Here is a 16,136-nt window from a genome sequence, read left to right as displayed (position 1 = left end):
TTTTCCATCCTCTGGTATTCACTCGCCTATGGAATTGACTCTTTTATAAGCTGTCAGTTCCGCCGTTTGAAATAAAATAAACAAAAGTGTGATGTAGAGTAGATATATAAGTGGAAAAACAGAAAAGCCCTGCTAGCAGGGCTGAACTATTTCGCAATAACTAATGAGTAGTTAATCAACAGCCGTAACTCAACATTTTGCTACGGCTGTCATCAAATTAATCAAGCTCAATCAGTTGTTTTTCGAATTTCTGGTGCTGAGCTTTTACCGTCTCGTCGGGTTCAGCGGTTGCCAAACTAACACCGATGATTGCCAGCGTTGAGAAAATGATTCCCGGAACAATCTCATACATATCGAACAGACCGCCAGACAGTTGTTTCCAGACAACAATCGTGACACCGCCGACAGATAATACCAGCCAGAGCGCCATTGCGGTTCATACGAGACCAGTACAAGCTAAGAATCATTGCCGGACCAAACGCCGCACCAAAACCAGCCCAAGCGTAAGAAACCAAACCAAGAACCGTGCTGTCTGGCGTCATTGCCAAGATCAGAGCCACAATTGAAATAGCCACTACCGCAATACGACCAACCATGACGATCTCATCTGAGCTTGCGTCTTTCTTAATTACTTGTTTGTAGAAATCTTCCGCCAGTGCCGATGAAGAAACCAATAATTGCGAGTCCGCAGTACTCATGATTGCTGCCAGAATCGCAGCTAGCAAGATACCTGCAATCACTGGATGGAACATAGAGTTCACCAGCAACATGAAGATTTTCTCACCATCATCAAGTGACAGGTTACCTGTGCTTTGTACGTGGATTAAACCTACGATACCAACCATCATTGCGCCAGCCATTGATAGCGCAGTCCAAATCACCGCGATACGACGAGCTGTCGTCAGATCTTTGTTGCTGCGTGTTGCTTTAAAACGCGCCAGGATATGCGGCTGACCAAAATAACCTAAACCCCAAGCCGCTAAAGAGATAATCGCGATAGCTGACAAAGGTTGACCTTTTGAGTCATTCCACAACGTCAACAGCTCTGGGTTGATCGCTTCAAGCTGGTTAGCGACGTCACCAAAACCACCTTGCATCGTCGCGATAGGTACAATCAATAGTGCCGCAGACATCAAAAGACCTTGCACTAAGTCAGTCCAAGATACCGCTAAGAAACCACCGAATAGTGTGTATGAAACCACACATACTGTACCGATAATTACCGCTGTTGAGTAATCAAGACCGAATACTGTCTCAAATAACTTACCGCCCGCAACCAAACCTGAACTGGTGTAGAAAAGGAAGAATAGCAAAATGAAGAACGCAGAAATGGTTTGGATCATTTTTGATTTGTCGTTAAAACGACGAGCAAAGAACTCAGGAATCGTTAGAGAATCTGTCGTAATGCTGTAAGTACGCAGGCGTTTGGCACTAATCAACCAGTTTGCCCAAGTACCTAATAATAGACCACCAGCAAGCCAGAAAGCTTCAATGCCAGCTGCGTATGCATAGCCAGGTAGACCTAGAAGTAGCCAACCACTCATATCTGATGCGCCTGCAGAAAGTGCCGCAGGCCAAGGACCTAGTGAGCGACCACCAAGAAAGTAGTCTGTGGAGCTTTTGGTTCGTTGATAAGCAATCACACCAATCGCTAACATTAAGATTAAGTAAGCGATAAATGTGGTTGTAATAGCAAAGCTATTTTCCATTCGATTTTCCTCTTTTATTCGAATATCCAATAACAGACATGTCCTCCTTGGCACCTCTGTTATTGGATTTGCAAGCCAGCAAAGCGCTACCGCACCTCATTTAGTGAGGGTCTGAGGCGCCTAATAGTGTCGCGTTACCGCCCACCGCTGTTATATTTATTGTTCTGGTTCGCTCGGTAATAAACCGCAGCGACAATTGAGGATCATGCGCTATCTCGAGTGTTGTTAAGTCTGTCTCAGCAACAAAGCTAACAATCACGCCTTCACGCGCTGCTAACTGTCGATTAAGCTCTTTTTCCCCGTTTGATGAACCAATAAAGCCCACACCACGAATGTCAGATTCCAACACCTGACCGATTGCATCGTAAGATGCAAAGTGGAGTAGATTTACTGGCAGAGAAGACTGTTCATAAGCCTTCTCCAAATCTTGTGTAAACTCAGTGTCGTCGCTACACAAAATAATACTGTTGCCCGCCGCGAGCGCTGCGGTGCATTGCGCCATTGCTGCAAGTCGCGCATTCTCATTAATGGTTTCGATGGCAATCAAACAGACACCACGCCCTGCGGTATAAAGTTCATTACTCTCGCCTGTTGGTCCAACTAACTGATGAGTAACAGAAATAAGTTGGCGGGCTTGTTCTAGATGAAATGCCATTACTTGACGATGCTCAGGCTTTACTAACGCCTTTTGCAGCGATAGTAGGCATTCACTTTTTGAATCAAAATCGGTTAAATTCCAGTTCTCCCACGCAGAGAAAGCATTGGTAAAACTCACTACTTGATGAACCATATCTCTCTTCCTCGCTTATTGATTGAACACAGTTTGGGTGAATCGGTATAGATAGTGTGGACCACCAGCTTTTGGTCCCGTACCCGATAAACCTTGACCACCAAATGGTTGAACACCCACCACGGCCCCAACTTGATCACGATTTATGTAGCTATTACCAACTCGTGCATGTTTTTCAATCCAACGATAGGTAGTCTCATTGCGGCTATGCACCCCTAGTGTGAGTCCATACCCAGTCTGGTTGATGTGAGTAACCACTTGCGCCAGCTCACTCGCTTTGTAGCGAACAATATGCAGAATAGGTCCAAACTGCTCTTCCGCTAGAGAACGAATATCGTCAATTTCAAACGCAGTCGGCGCAACAAAATCGCCACGCTCGCACTCTTCACCCAAGCTAACTTGAGCGACTGTCTTGAACTGACTCGCCATCGATTCAATATGGCTAAGTAATTTCTGCTTCGCTTGCGCGTCAATCACAGGACCAACATCGGTCGAATGGAGGTAAGGCAAACCTACAGAGAGCTCATGCATGGCACCTTGGATTAATGCGATAATGCGGTCAGCAATGTCGCCTTGCACATAGAGGACTCGCAGCGCACTACAACGTTGCCCTGCAGAGGCAAATGCAGAGCGCACTACATCTCGCACCACTTGCTCTGGCAGTGCGGTACTGTCGACGATCATCGCATTTAAGCCGCCAGTTTCAGCAATCAAAGGAACAGGGGCGGCATCGCGGGCTGCCAGTGATTGGTTGATACGTTGCGCGGTCAAGGTTGAGCCAGTAAACGCCACACCGGCAATCGCAGCATGTGACGTTAGCGCGGCACCAATTTCTGCGCCTTTACCGGTAAGTAGTTGAATCACTCCAGCAGGGAAACCCGCTTGCAACATTAGCTGTACTGCGCGTACCGCGATTAAACTGGTTTGTTCCGCCGGTTTAGCAACCACGGTATTGCCTGCCACAAGCGCGGCGGTTACTTGACCAAGGAAGATGGCTAGAGGGAAGTTCCAAGGGCTGATACAAACGAACACCCCACGCCCTTTGCGACCAACGGTGCGTTCAATACCGTCAAAACCGGTTGTGATAGTAGGAGTAAACACTTGCTCTTGCTTGGCATAGAAACGGCAAAAGTCCACCGCTTCGCGCACTTCATCAATCGCATCATGAATGGTTTTGCCTGCTTCCTTGTGACACAGCGCTACCAGCTCTGCCATATTGTCTTCCAACAAGTCTGCAAGCTTCTCCGCTGGCAGGGCGCGTTGCTCGAAAGATAGCGTTGACCAAGAGTCAAATGCCTGCTCAGCACTTTCAATCGCTACGGAAACATGATCAAGGTTGGCAAATGCCAACGTTCCGACTTCCACTTGGCGATCATAAGGCGCTGTCACGAGTTGCTGATCAACATCGTCCTTGATCATGCTTTCGTGAATGAGCTTGCCATTAATAACCGAACCAAGATGCCATTGCTGTTGCATCCACTTAGCAACTTGCGCTTCAAATGGCGCATTTTCACTTTCGATATCGATGTTGATACCAAGCGAATTACGTCGATTAGGGAAAATATCCCCTGGCAGCGGAATCGCACGATTGTTTAAGCTCGCAAAACCCGCAAGCGCTTCCACCGGATGAACGGTTAAGCTATCAACAGGGCAACGTGCATCCACCAAACGGTGCACAAATGAGCTGTTAGCACCATTTTCCAATAGACGGCGCACTAAGTAAGGCAGCAAATCTTTATGGCTTCCCACTGGCGCGTAAATACGAACTGGTTGGCGGTAAGTCGCCATAACATGGTTATACAGTGACTCACCCATGCCATGTAGACGTTGAAATTCATAGTCAGTGTGGGTTGCCATTTGAGCAATTGAGGTCACAGTTTGTGCATTGTGACTAGCAAACTGCGGGTAGATGTTGCCTCGTGCACCATCACTTAACAGAAAGCGCGCGCAAGCTAAGTAGGCAACATCGGTTGATTCTTTTCGAGTGTAGACTGGGTAATTACTGTAGCCCGCTTGTTGTGACCACTTTATTTCACTGTCCCAGTAAGCGCCTTTCACTAGACGCAAAGGAATCACATCACCCTGCTGCTTAGCTAAACCATTGAGCCAAACCAGCACAGGTAATGCACGTTTTGAATAGGCTTGAATTACCAAGCCAAACTTACCCCAACCTTGCACTGAAGGATGCTGGTAAAGCTTAGCAAACAGCTTAAGTGACAGTTCCAGGCGGTCTGCCTCTTCCGCATCAATGGTAATGGCAACATCGAGCTCTTTAGCGCGAATAAGCAATTGCAACAGCGTGTCGTGCAATTCATTCATCACGCGAGACTCATTTGCTACTTCGTAGCGAGGGTGCAAAGCAGAGAGCTTAATCGAAACTGAAGGGGCTGGACTGTGGTCCGAAACCACATCACGCCCTACCGCTTCAATCGCCATGAGATAGTCTTTAAAGTACTTATTCGCGTCAGCATCGGTCAGCGCCGCTTCACCCAACATATCGTAAGAATAGGTGAAGCCTTTATCACGCATCGCACGACCGTTGTTCTGCGCTTCTTGAATGGTGCGACCCAAGACAAACTGATGCCCCATCACCTTCATCGCTTGATTCATTGCTTTACGAATCACAGGCTCAGAAAGCTTATTGACCAAACGGTTGACCGCTTGAGTTGGGCTTGGCTGCTGAGATTCCGCTAAACCAACCACTTTACCTGTCAGCATCAAACCCCAAGTCGATGCGTTAACAAACACGGAATCGGAGTTTTTAAGGTGAGACTTCCAATCCGCAACGCTTAATTTATCGCGAATAAGTGCATCAGCGGTTTCGGCATCAGGAATACGCATCAAAGCTTCTGCTAAACACATCAGCAGAATACCTTCTTGGGTATCGAGGCTGTACTCAAGCAATAGCGCATCGATCATTTGAATCGATTTCTTATCTGCGCGAATTGCTTCAATTAACTGAGTGGTTTTGAGTTCGGTTTGACTCTTTTCCTCAACGCTTGGCGTAGCCAAAGGTAAAAGCTGCTCTAACCATTGTGATTCGTCCACCATATAAAGTGGCGAGATCAACGCCCACAATTTATCAAGCGGCTGCTCAATAAATTCAGCGTTCAACACATCTGTTGCTGTAAACATACGTATTCCTCAATCTCACACCTGCTTAATCATTAAGCGGGTTTACTGCAATGGCGAGCAGTGTATTGTGAGGCTGAATGGAATACTTGTCAAAAACTCCGAACTATTTGCTTAAAACTTCGATATTTAACAAAACAAAAACATGATCACACCCATAAAAGCAAAATATATGGTCATTTTTATTTTCCAAATTAACCAATTCGTTTCTTATACTGCGATGGCGAGATCCCCTGTAAGCGTGAAAACGCATGGGCAAAAGTGCTCTGCCCAGAGAATCCGGTTAATTCTGCGATTTGCCCGAGAGTGAGATTGCGTTGCTCAATCAATTGCTTCGCCATGTCGATTCGCTTCGACAGCACGTACTGATGCGGCGTGATGCCTAACTGATCTTTAAATAGGCTATGAAACTGACTTTCCCCCAAAAACACACTGCCAGCCAACTGAGCGACAGAGATCTTTTGAGTTAAATGTTGCTCGATATAACGGTCGATCGCCTCAAGATCAAAGCGAGACTCTTTGCGACTCACCTGTAAGCTGGATGCATGTCTTTGCAACAGTGCCATCACCGTATCGTTACAAGCGCGACTGAGGAGTAAGTCGTCTGGGCTTGCCTGCATCTCTGCCACCAGCATCTGAATTAAACGCTGAATTTGGGCATCAAGTTGGAAATAGACCTCTTTTTGATTGAGTTCGTTCAGCTTCTGCAACATAAGCGGCTCTGTTTGGCTTGGCATCGGCATATTGAGCACCAAGATATCCGATTGCTCGATCACCCCACCAAACGCGTGCCCTGAGCCCGAAGTCACCACGCAACCTTGACCCGGTCCCACCAGGTTCCCGACACCATTAACTTCAAACTCTGCCTGCCCTTTTAAACCAATCACGATTTGGGTGTATTGGTGATCATGGCAATCCATATAAGACGGCAAAGTCACTAATTCTGCGGGCTTGGGGATGTATATAGTGGGAGCATTAGGAAATTTATTGGGCTCACTCATAGATAACAACTGTAAAGATCGGAAGTTAATGCAGATGGTATAACAATTTTAGCGGATTCTCGAGAAGAGGCGAAAGGCAAGCGAATATTTGCCAAAAAAGTTAATTATCAACCTATTGCATAACATTTTTCTCGGAACAATGATCAAGTGCAAATAAATTACGGTCAATGTCACTTCTAACCATTTGCTTGCAACAAAATCAATTTCTGCAAACGTTATTTGTGTGAAGCGCACAAAATAAAAACTAGTACTTTAGATTTACATGAAAAATGGTATTTTAGTCGCAAAGTACCAAAAATACTTGGGAATCAAACTCCCACATGGAAAGTATCGCTTGCGCAACGGAATCTCCTCCTGTTGCAGAGTAAAGCTATCAGTGAATTAAACATAACTGTTGTAGAGACTTATGATCACACGCCGCATCCCAGCGCTTTTGCTTGCGCTCAGCCCATTTTGGCTATCAACTTCGATGGCAGCTGAAAACTCTTCTGCTGATCCTGTTACTGTCATCGATGAAAAACTAGGCAATAAGCAGGTAGAACTGCAAGCTAACGCTGAAGAGTTCGATTCAGAAACTCAACGTTTCCAGCAACTGCAGAATGACCATGCAAAGCTAAAACGTGATGAACAAGATTTAAATGCGAAGCGCAACCGTGCGAAGTCGGCGCTTGATAAGCAGTACAGTCGTCTACTGGAAGATCCTGAAATTGATTTAGTTAGCCTACAGAAAGAGTATCAGGACTCTTGGAACGCAGTAAAAGGCAATCAATCTGAGCTGCTTGAGAATCAACAGTTAGTTACTGAAAGCGAAGTTCGTCTTTCGCAAATCAAGCAAAAGCAGGCGCGCCTAAAATCAGAATTTGCTTACCTAGAAGAGCAAAAAGTCGAAGCTCGCGTTAAGCGTCTTGCTGCTGAATTAAGTGAAAGCGACGTCGTTCAAACCAGTTTCAAAACCACCTGCTCAGCAACCATGACGCTAGGTGAATGTACTAGCCAAGGTCAACAACTGACGAAACAAAAAGCAGTCAAAGCCTTTAAGACCGCGTTGATGGATCGACTGACTGAATCAACGCTAGCGAAACAAAATGCGAGTGGCGTGCAGCTTAATGTTCACGTACAAGAAAGCCAACTAATCCGCACTGGTTTTGAAGGCAACAACAGTTACTTCACTGAGCTACAAGCGCAATTGCAAGCTAAACCAGAAGCGACGGCGGCTTGTAAGCTATTGAACGTGTCAACGCGTTACTGTCTAAAATCAGATGCTTACGCACAACAGAAGCAACAAGACAAAAACTGGGTTGCGGTTACCGTACGTTCAGATCAGTACAACGACAATGTGGTGATCAACGGTGTGAAATATGGCAGCACTCCAGTCGAAATCATGCTGCCACGTGGCTTACATCAAGTGACTGTATCAAAAGATGGTTACCAAACTTATAACCGTAAAGTGACCATCAACCACAACGATACGGTATGGGTAAAACTACGCGAACAACAAGGCTAACATCACCTGCGTGAAGCCACCCGTTGTTAATGCTATTTAAAAAGCGCCATTTCGTTTCTTAGCTATCGGACGATACCCTAAGGCGAAGTGGCGCTTTAGTTTAAATCGAATCAAAACTGTAGAGAGATACATAACGATGAAAACTCGTTTCTCAACTCTTTTCTTAGCACTCTCCGCTTGTTGTGGTGCCCTATCTGTTCAGGCAAATACCTCGACAGATGCGGTCACTGCGATCGAAGCGCAGCTATTTGACAAACACGCTGAGTTAAAAGCCGCGTTAACCACTCAAAGTGAGCAGCAAGAAAGTGTTGCCCAACACCAGCAAACACTGAAAAACACTCAGCAGCAAGCGACAAAACTTAATGCTCAGCTTGAAACGGCAAAAAGCGATCTTGAAAGCGCTTACCAACGCATGATTGACGACCCCAATATCGATATTGCCGCCGTACAAGCCCATTATCAAAGCGTTTGGCGTGACATTAAGCAGAATCAACAGCAGTTGCTTAGTGATAGCCAAACTCTGGAAGAAGCAAAGCAATTACTTGAACAGCACCAGGCTCATGTAAGTAAAATCGAAACGGAAATCGAGCAAAGCAACCAGCAAAAGCTGCGTGCTCGTGTTGATAGACTTAAGCAAGAACTCTCACCAAGCCAGCAAATTAGTGTCAGCTTTACCAATCGCTGTCAGTCGGAGATGACGCTCGCACAATGTGATGCTCAAACCCGTGAGCTCGCCACTCAAAAAGCGGTGAAAACCTTTCAAACTCAGCTCATTGCCAGTACCACCGAAGAGACGTTGGTTGAGGCTAATATCAACAAAACGCCGCTCAACATTCACGTTTTACGTAGCAAAACCAATCAAGCCGAGTTTTACGACGGCGAGCGCTATCGAGCTCTGATGGATATCACGCTTGAAGCTCGACCTAGTGAAACCACAGCCTGTACGCTGCTTAACGTCGACAAGCAGTACTGCTTCGCGCCGGGTTATGTCTCGGGACAACAATCTCAAAACGAGCAAGAGATTGCTTGGGTGACACTCAACGTCCGCTCAAACCAATATGATGATCGCGTTTTTGTCGATGGTGTTTCCTACGGCAGTACACCTGTCGAAATCATGTTGCCTATCGGTCAACACCACCTAGTGATCAAAAAAGAGGGTTATCAGACCTTTAAACAAAATATCGCGCTCAACGCTGACCGAAACTTCAGAGCGCAACTCAAGCAAAATGCCAACACGCTTAAAGCGGGTGATCAGTTTGCTGATTTAATTGCAAAAGGCAGCAAAGCGCCACAATTGGCAACCATCGTTCCAGGCGAATACTTACTGGGTGAAAATGCTGCCAATCAGTATTTCCTTGATCATGCTTTCGGGATTAGTGTCACACCAATCACCGTTGGGGAGTTTGATGCTTTCGTTCGTCAAACGGATTATCAAACCGATGCAGAGCTGAAAAATACCTGTACTGCCATGAGTCATGGTGAAGTGACAGCGATTGCGAAAAGCTATTGGCGTAATCCTGGTTTTAAGCAGTCAGCACAATCACCAGTGGTATGCATCAGCCGCAACGATGCCAATGCTTACACCAAATGGCTGAGCCAACAAACCGGCTATCAATATCGCTTACCAAGTGAAGACGAATGGGAAATTGCCGCTCGTGCGGGCAGTCAAAGCCAATATTGGTGGGGTGAGCAGTTTGTATCTGGTCAAGCCAATACCGGTTGGAGTAGCTCACCTTGGGCAAACACCAGTACCTCACCCGTTAAAGCGTTCAAACCTAACCCACTAGGCATTTACGACAGTGTTGGCAACGTGTGGCAATGGACCAGCAACTCACAAGGTATTGCAAAAGGCGGTGCATGGAGCTTCTCTCCGGAGCAAGCCGCCGCAGACGAACGCCTTTATTTATCACCAACCAGTGCGGCGAACTATCTCGGTTTCCGCGTGGTGAGAGTGATTAACTAGCTCTAGATCACATTTATAAATCGGAGGGGGGATTTCCCCCCTTTCTCGATAGCAGTGCAGAAGATACATTAGCCGCGTAGTCAAGGGCTTACGGCACTTGGCTTCGTATCAGTAATCGTATTGTTGATACGTCTATTGCTCAGCTGACCCTCGCTGAGTCGTAGAACCTCTTCTACACGTCGACAAGAGTTATTCTTGTATTTGCCAGATATTGTGAGATGTCTGGCTTTTTTTATTTCATCATCATTTAGAATGACGTACCATTTGCTCATTCAGTATCATAACAATAAAGACAGGTGAAATCAGTGGATATGAGTTTTGATTCGCTGGTCAACCAGCTTCCAGGTTATTGGGGATGCAAAGATTTAGATTCTGTCTTTGTTTATGCCAATACTGCGTATGCTCAACTCGTTGGCTTTCAAGATCCGCAACAATTAGTTGGTCTCGCAGACCGAGATATGCCTTGCCAAACAGCAAACTGCGCCCAAGACTTTAAACAGCAAGATCAAATGGTGATCGAGACTCAGAAAACCATTAAAGTCCTCGACGTTCACCCCTATCCGGATGGCAGTTGGCGTGCGCATATTTTCAGTAAAAAACCTTGGTACAACGCGAAAGGAGAAGTGCAAGGCACAATCTTCTTTGGTCAAGATCTGACCGATACGGCAATTTTAGAGGTAGGACATTGGATCTGCCGCGCAACAGGCATCCTATCCGATCTCAAAGGGGCAAAGTGGGAAGTCTCATCTCAAGGTAGCGAAAAGTTGACCACGCGAGAACAAGAAGTGCTGTTTCTGATGCTCTATGGCAAAAAACCGACCTTTATTGCTGACGCGATGGGGATTTCAATCAAAACCTTTGAAGGTTACGTAGCGCGGCTAAGAACCAAATTTAACGCCCATAGCAAAGCGCACCTGATCGACCTAGCGCTCGAACGTGGTTACGGTTCATACATTCCGCAAACCATGCTAAAGACCCAACTGTCGGTCGTGATACATAGCGACGATTAAAGAAACAAAAAACGCCCGAAGGCGTTTTTTTGTTTTTTATGGCGCGAGGCGATCAATGTCCCACTGATTCGCTTCTTGAGAGTACAAGAAACGGTCGTGAAGACGGTTTTCACCACCTTGCCAAAACTCAATACTAGTCGGTCTAATTCGATAACCGCCCCAGAAAGATGGCACCGGAATTTCACCGTTGGCAAACTTCTGTTTTAGTTCAAGAAACTTTCCTTCAAGCACACCGCGTGCCGAAATGCGACTACTTTGCTTACTCGCAAGTGCAGCAATCTGGCTCTCTTTCGGACGTGAAGTAAAGTATTTCATATTTTCCATTGCGGACAGTTTTTCCGCCACACCAATCACATTCACTTGACGTTCAAGGCTGTGCCAAGGGAAGTGTAAACTCACTTTAGCATTATGCTCGATGTGTTGGGCTTTTCGGCTACCTAGGTTGGTATAGAACACAAAACCGTCTTGGTCACAGTGTTTAAGTAGCACGATACGTTGGTAAGGTTGACCGGTTTCATCAACAGTTGCCACAGTCATGGCAGTAGGGTCTGTCAACTTGGCATCAATCGCTTGTTGCAACCAAAAGTTGAACTGGTCGATAGGGTCACTCAATAAATCTTTACGACGCAAACCACCTTTGGTGTACTCACGGCGAATATCTTCAAGTTCCATATTCACTCCTGAACATTGTTTGCGTGATTGTGCGCTCATATTATTGATAACTCAAGTGCACTACCCACAAAGCAACTAGACTTAAGTCAGTAAATAAAAACTGGATCACCCTTTAGGAAAGATAAGTACCCAATGTAGGCTATTCTTTTATATCAACTTATTAACAATTATTTGGTAAACTAACAATATGAGGATTTAGCTAGAACTTTTGGTCTACACCTTATAAGCCAATTTTTGTACCACAACGGCAAAATAGAGCACTCATTAAAGTGACTTAGGTATCATATATGTCATTAACGCTAGGGATTATTTATGAGCAAAAGTAGTTACAACCGTCTCAATTCAGATGAGTTGGATTATGTCGATGATAAAACCGCAGCTCTGCTCTTAAACACACCAAGCAGCGCACGAATCATGCTGTGGTTGATGCTACTGTTCTTTATTATCGCGATTGCTTGGGCGTCATGGGCAGAAATTGACAAGGTGACCGTCGGACAAGGTAAAGTCGTTCCCTCCTCACAAGTACAAGTCATTCAAAACCTTGAAGGTGGCTTGGTTAAAGAAATTTTGGTGCAAGAGGGTGAGTTGGTCGAGAAAGGTCAACAGCTACTATTGATTGATGATACGCGATTTCGTTCAGACTTTAGAGAAAGAGAACAGCAAGTTGCCAACTTAACCGCCAACGTTATCCAACTTTCAGCCTCGCTTGCCAGCGTAAAAATTAACGAAGACTTTAACAATAAAGATTGGCAAAAGAGCGTTGAAATCGCCTACGACAAACTGTTTTACCCAGAAGATTTCCAGCAAGATCGTCCCCGACTGGTCTCGCGACAAAAAGCCGAATATCGCCAAGACCTCAATGAACTACGTAACCAAATTTCCCTTATAGATCAACAGGTCAAACAGAAACAACAGGACTTAGTTGAAATCCAAGCGCGAGTTCGTAACCTACGTGAAAGCTATAGCTTTGCCCGCAAAGAGCTTGATATTACCCGCCCTCTTGCCGAAGAAGGTGTTGTGCCACGGATTGAACTACTCAAACTGCAACGTCAGGTTAACGATACTCGCCGCGAAATGACCTCGAGCGAACTAAAAGTACCGGTACTACGTTCAGCAATTCAAGAAGCCATGTTAAGCCGAATCGACGCCGCGCAAAAATTCCGCTCAGCCCAACAAGAAAAACTCAACGATGCGCAAGACCGACTCTCAGCAATGACGGAATCGACGGTTGGTTTGCAAGACCGCGTCAACCGTACCGTTGTGGTCTCTCCTGTAACCGGAACAGTCAAAACGCTTAACATCAACACGGTTGGCGGGGTGATTCAACCGGGCATGGATATTGTCGAAATTGTCCCTAGTGAAGATACCTTGCTAGTGGAGGCTAAAATTGCTCCGCAAGATATTGCGTTTTTACGCCCAGAGCTTGCAGCAATTGTGAAATTCAGCGCCTATGACTTTACTAAATACGGTGGTCTCGAAGGCACGCTAGAACACATCAGTGCCGACACCACCACCGATGAAGAGGGCAACAGCTTCTATCTCGTTCGTGTGCGCACCAACGAAACCTCGTTAAATAAAGATGAGTCACTACCGATTATTCCTGGTATGACAGCAACCGTCGATATCATCACTGGTAAACGTACCGTCATGGACTATTTACTCAAGCCAATTCTTAGTGCTCGCACCAACGCACTGAAAGAATAGAGAGCATTTGTGTTCGTGCCCATTGAAGTAAGGATGAGATTCAAAACGTTAAAAAGGTTGTGTGTGAGTGCAGTGTGCATGATGGTCGCGTCAGCACCCCAGGCGCTCAACACATCGGAACAGCGCTTAGTCGACACAGTAACTCGTATTTACGGTGATCGTGCTGGTCTGCGCGTCACTACTTGGCGCAATGAAATGCGGGTCTATCAAGGGCTTGCAGAACGAGAACAATTGGAGCGTGTTAATCAGTTTTTCAACCAGCTCAATTTCGTCAATGACGATAGGTTGTGGGGGAAAAACGATTACTGGGCGACACCTTTAGAATTTTTAGGCAGTAATGCTGGCGACTGTGAAGATTTCACTATTGCCAAATATTTCTCACTGCTTGAGCTTGGCATCTCTGACAAAAAGTTACGCCTAGTATATGTTAAAGCATTGAGTTTAAATCAGTTTCACATGGTTCTAGCGTATTACTCCCATCCGAGTGCCGAACCTCTGATACTCGACAATATCAACCCAGAGATCACCACGGCAACCAAGCGCCGTGATCTACTACCGATATACAGTTTCAACGGTAACAACCTTTGGTTGATGAAGTCACAAAACGGACAACTAGCCGGAAAATCTTCACGGCTAAGTTTATGGAATGATTTACGCGCACGCGAAAAATCACTCCAATTACGGAAACCCAAAATCAATTACGATGAGTAGCCACTATGACTTTACATAAACAGCTTGTCGCAGGGATGATTACCGTCATCATATTGCTGCTGATTTCAGTGTCGGTGATAGAGATCAATACCACACGAAATTTCTTAGAACAGCAACAGCGCTCAGAGGTTAACAACACCATCAATACCGTGGGTCTTGCTCTCGCCCCTTATCTGCAAGAGAAAGACACCGTCGCAGTGGAGTCAGTGATCAATGCGCTCTTTGATGGCAGTAGCTACTCGGTAGTTAGACTAACTTTCCTCGACAGTGATCAAGAGATTGTCCGCTCTTATCCTGTCAAACCTAGCGATGTACCAAGTTGGTTTGTCGCCCTCAACCTATTTGAACCTATCCATGACAGCCGCGTAGTGACAAGTGGTTGGATGCAGTTAGCCGAAGTGGAAATCATCAGTCACCCTGGTAGTGCTTACCAGCAACTTTGGCTCGCATTTGAAGATTTGGTTATCGCCTTTTGTATCGTGTTATTGATTGGACTGCTGGCGATTTCTTTCTTACTCAAGCGTGCGCTCAATCCGCTTGATCGTATTGTTGTCAAAATGAAGCAAGTGGCGCAAAACAAGTTTGGCGAACCGTTGCCACTGCCAAAAACCACCGATTTATTGAGCGTTGTGGAAGGTATCAACAGCATGTCTGCGCAGCTTGAAGAGTCCTTTAAAGCCCAAGCGAAAGAAGCTCAGCAACTGCGAGAACGTGCCTACATCGATCCGGTATCAACGTTAGGTAACCGCGCTTACTATATGAGCCAACTCAATGGTTGGTTAAGTGAAGGTGGCTACGGTGGCGTCGCGCTGCTAGAAGCTCGTTTTATCAAAGACCTCTATGACGAAAAAGGCTACGAGGAAGGAGATAAAATGGTACGTGAACTCGCCGATCATCTAAAAGTCGCGCTCAACGGCAGTGACGTAACGATGGCGCGCATCTCTTCCGACGAATTTGCATTTATCTTGCAAAATACCGATGAAGGTGAGCTTAAACTGCTAGCCGAAAGCGTGATCACATGTGTGCAAGACCTGAACGCAGATCCAACTGGTATGGCAAAAGCTAACGCAGCCCTTGGGGTGGTGCACAACTCTAGCACCACCTCTGCCTCAGACCTACTCACCCTGCTAGACAACGCACTAGCAGACGCGACAACCAATCCAGACCAAGCCTACAGCTATATTACGAGCGATAATTCCGCGACACTCATGGGCAAACAACAGTGGAAACTGCTGGTTGAAGAAGCGATCAGTAATGATTGGTTTGCTTTTCGAACTCAACCAGCTAACGCTACCAACGGTAAGACCTATCACTATGAGATGTTTAGCGCTATTGAACATGGTGAACAACGCTATGGCGCCAACCAGTATTTATTCGCACTAGAACAGCTCAATGCCAGCCACATCTTTGACGAGTATGTCATTTCGTCAGTTCTGCAAAGACTGAGCAGAGATGGCAGTGCCTTTGACGCGCCTATTGCGATCAATATTGCGCAAAACAGCATTTCGCAACCAAGCTTTATCCGTTGGGTAACTCAACAGTTAAACCGTCACAAAGATCTGACGAAACTGATTCACTTTGAAATTCCCGAAAACTGTTTCGTAAATTCGCCACACCATACCGCGTTATTCTGTAATGCCGTACGCGCCGCAGGCGCAGACTTTGGCGTCGACAACTATGGTCGAAACTTCCAATCATTAGATTACATTAATGAGTTCCGTCCTGCTTACGTCAAACTCGATTATCTCTATACACACCACTTGGAAGATGAAAAACAAGCCTTTACGCTAACCTCAATCTCGAGAACCGCCCATAATTTAGGTATCAAGACGATTGCATCTAGGGTTGAGACACAAGCACAGCTCGATTTCTTATCTGAGCACTTCATTGATGTCTTCCAAGGTTACATTGTCGACAAGTAGAACTATAAAAGGCAGCGA

General features: G+C 45.9%; 10 protein-coding genes and 1 pseudogene. 6 read left to right on the top strand and 5 right to left on the bottom strand.

Annotated elements, in window-relative coordinates:
• Positions 1-217: 217 nt before the first annotated feature.
• From putP to GZN30_RS15600, 4 genes and pseudogenes are all read right to left on the bottom strand, one after another.
• A pseudogene (putP, locus tag GZN30_RS15615) lies at positions 218-1,709 on the bottom strand (sodium/proline symporter PutP).
• 100 nt (positions 1,710-1,809) lie between these two features.
• The gene (locus GZN30_RS15610) at positions 1,810-2,499 is read right to left on the bottom strand and encodes a 1-pyrroline-5-carboxylate dehydrogenase (protein ID WP_075647833.1); all 690 of its coding nucleotides are present in this window, start codon (positions 2,497-2,499) and stop codon (positions 1,810-1,812) included.
• A 15-nt stretch (positions 2,500-2,514) separates the two neighbouring features.
• The gene (gene putA, locus GZN30_RS15605; RefSeq protein WP_075647832.1) at positions 2,515-5,634 is read right to left on the bottom strand and encodes a bifunctional proline dehydrogenase/L-glutamate gamma-semialdehyde dehydrogenase PutA; all 3,120 of its coding nucleotides are present in this window, start codon (positions 5,632-5,634) and stop codon (positions 2,515-2,517) included.
• A 191-nt stretch (positions 5,635-5,825) separates the two neighbouring features.
• A complete protein-coding gene (locus GZN30_RS15600) occupies positions 5,826-6,632 on the bottom strand; it encodes a helix-turn-helix domain-containing protein (RefSeq protein ID WP_075647831.1) in 807 nt (268 codons plus the stop codon).
• Positions 6,633-7,038: 406 nt separating this feature from the next.
• On the opposite strand from GZN30_RS15600, the gene GZN30_RS15595 reads away from it, so the two are divergent.
• From GZN30_RS15595 to GZN30_RS15585, 3 genes are all read left to right on the top strand, one after another.
• Positions 7,039-8,136 (top strand): PEGA domain-containing protein, encoded by a 1,098-nt coding sequence (locus GZN30_RS15595; RefSeq protein ID WP_075647830.1) that lies wholly within the window; start codon positions 7,039-7,041, stop codon positions 8,134-8,136.
• Positions 8,137-8,272: 136 nt separating this feature from the next.
• Positions 8,273-10,099, top strand: a complete 1,827-nt coding sequence (locus GZN30_RS15590) for an SUMF1/EgtB/PvdO family nonheme iron enzyme (protein WP_075647829.1) — start codon at positions 8,273-8,275, stop codon at positions 10,097-10,099.
• A gap of 311 nt (positions 10,100-10,410) precedes the next feature.
• Positions 10,411-11,109: a helix-turn-helix transcriptional regulator gene (locus tag GZN30_RS15585; protein WP_075647868.1), complete on the top strand. Its 699-nt coding sequence runs from the start codon at positions 10,411-10,413 to the stop codon at positions 11,107-11,109.
• Positions 11,110-11,145: 36 nt separating this feature from the next.
• Here the strand turns inward: GZN30_RS15585 and pdxH are convergent, their stop codons facing one another.
• On the bottom strand, positions 11,146-11,781 hold the full coding sequence (gene pdxH / locus GZN30_RS15580) for a pyridoxamine 5'-phosphate oxidase (protein ID WP_075647828.1): 636 nt from the start codon (positions 11,779-11,781) through the stop codon (positions 11,146-11,148).
• Between the two features lie 312 nt (positions 11,782-12,093).
• On the opposite strand from pdxH, the gene GZN30_RS15575 reads away from it, so the two are divergent.
• The 3 genes from GZN30_RS15575 (at position 12,094) to GZN30_RS15565 (ending at position 16,118) form a co-directional block, all read left to right on the top strand.
• A complete protein-coding gene (locus tag GZN30_RS15575; protein WP_075647827.1) occupies positions 12,094-13,485 on the top strand; it encodes an HlyD family type I secretion periplasmic adaptor subunit in 1,392 nt (463 codons plus the stop codon).
• A gap of 78 nt (positions 13,486-13,563) precedes the next feature.
• Complete coding sequence (locus GZN30_RS15570) at positions 13,564-14,196, top strand: transglutaminase-like cysteine peptidase (RefSeq protein ID WP_232060557.1); 633 nt, start codon at positions 13,564-13,566, stop codon at positions 14,194-14,196.
• 5 nt (positions 14,197-14,201) lie between these two features.
• Complete coding sequence (locus GZN30_RS15565) at positions 14,202-16,118, top strand: bifunctional diguanylate cyclase/phosphodiesterase (protein ID WP_075647825.1); 1,917 nt, start codon at positions 14,202-14,204, stop codon at positions 16,116-16,118.
• The last annotated feature ends 18 nt before the right edge of the window (positions 16,119-16,136 follow it).

The sequence above is a fragment of the Vibrio ponticus genome (assembly GCF_009938225.1).
GTDB classification, from domain to species: Bacteria; Pseudomonadota; Gammaproteobacteria; order Enterobacterales; family Vibrionaceae; genus Vibrio; species Vibrio ponticus.
This window is presented reverse-complemented; position numbering and strand designations above follow the sequence as displayed.

Bases quoted from the DNA above. Each gene is read 5' to 3' on its own strand.
- GZN30_RS15585 (WP_075647868.1), top strand. From the start codon at position 10,411: ATGAGTTTTGATTCGCTGGTCAACCAGCTTCCAGGTTATTGGGGATGC.
- GZN30_RS15600 (WP_075647831.1), bottom strand. From the start codon at position 6,632: ATGAGTGAGCCCAATAAATTTCCTAATGCTCCCACTATATACATCCCC.
- GZN30_RS15590 (WP_075647829.1), top strand. From the start codon at position 8,273: ATGAAAACTCGTTTCTCAACTCTTTTCTTAGCACTCTCCGCTTGTTGT.
- putA (WP_075647832.1), bottom strand. From the start codon at position 5,634: ATGTTTACAGCAACAGATGTGTTGAACGCTGAATTTATTGAGCAGCCG.
- GZN30_RS15570 (WP_232060557.1), top strand. From the start codon at position 13,564: ATGATGGTCGCGTCAGCACCCCAGGCGCTCAACACATCGGAACAGCGC.
- GZN30_RS15595 (WP_075647830.1), top strand. From the start codon at position 7,039: ATGATCACACGCCGCATCCCAGCGCTTTTGCTTGCGCTCAGCCCATTT.
- pdxH (WP_075647828.1), bottom strand. From the start codon at position 11,781: ATGGAACTTGAAGATATTCGCCGTGAGTACACCAAAGGTGGTTTGCGT.
- GZN30_RS15575 (WP_075647827.1), top strand. From the start codon at position 12,094: ATGAGCAAAAGTAGTTACAACCGTCTCAATTCAGATGAGTTGGATTAT.
- GZN30_RS15565 (WP_075647825.1), top strand. From the start codon at position 14,202: ATGACTTTACATAAACAGCTTGTCGCAGGGATGATTACCGTCATCATA.
- GZN30_RS15610 (WP_075647833.1), bottom strand. From the start codon at position 2,499: ATGGTTCATCAAGTAGTGAGTTTTACCAATGCTTTCTCTGCGTGGGAG.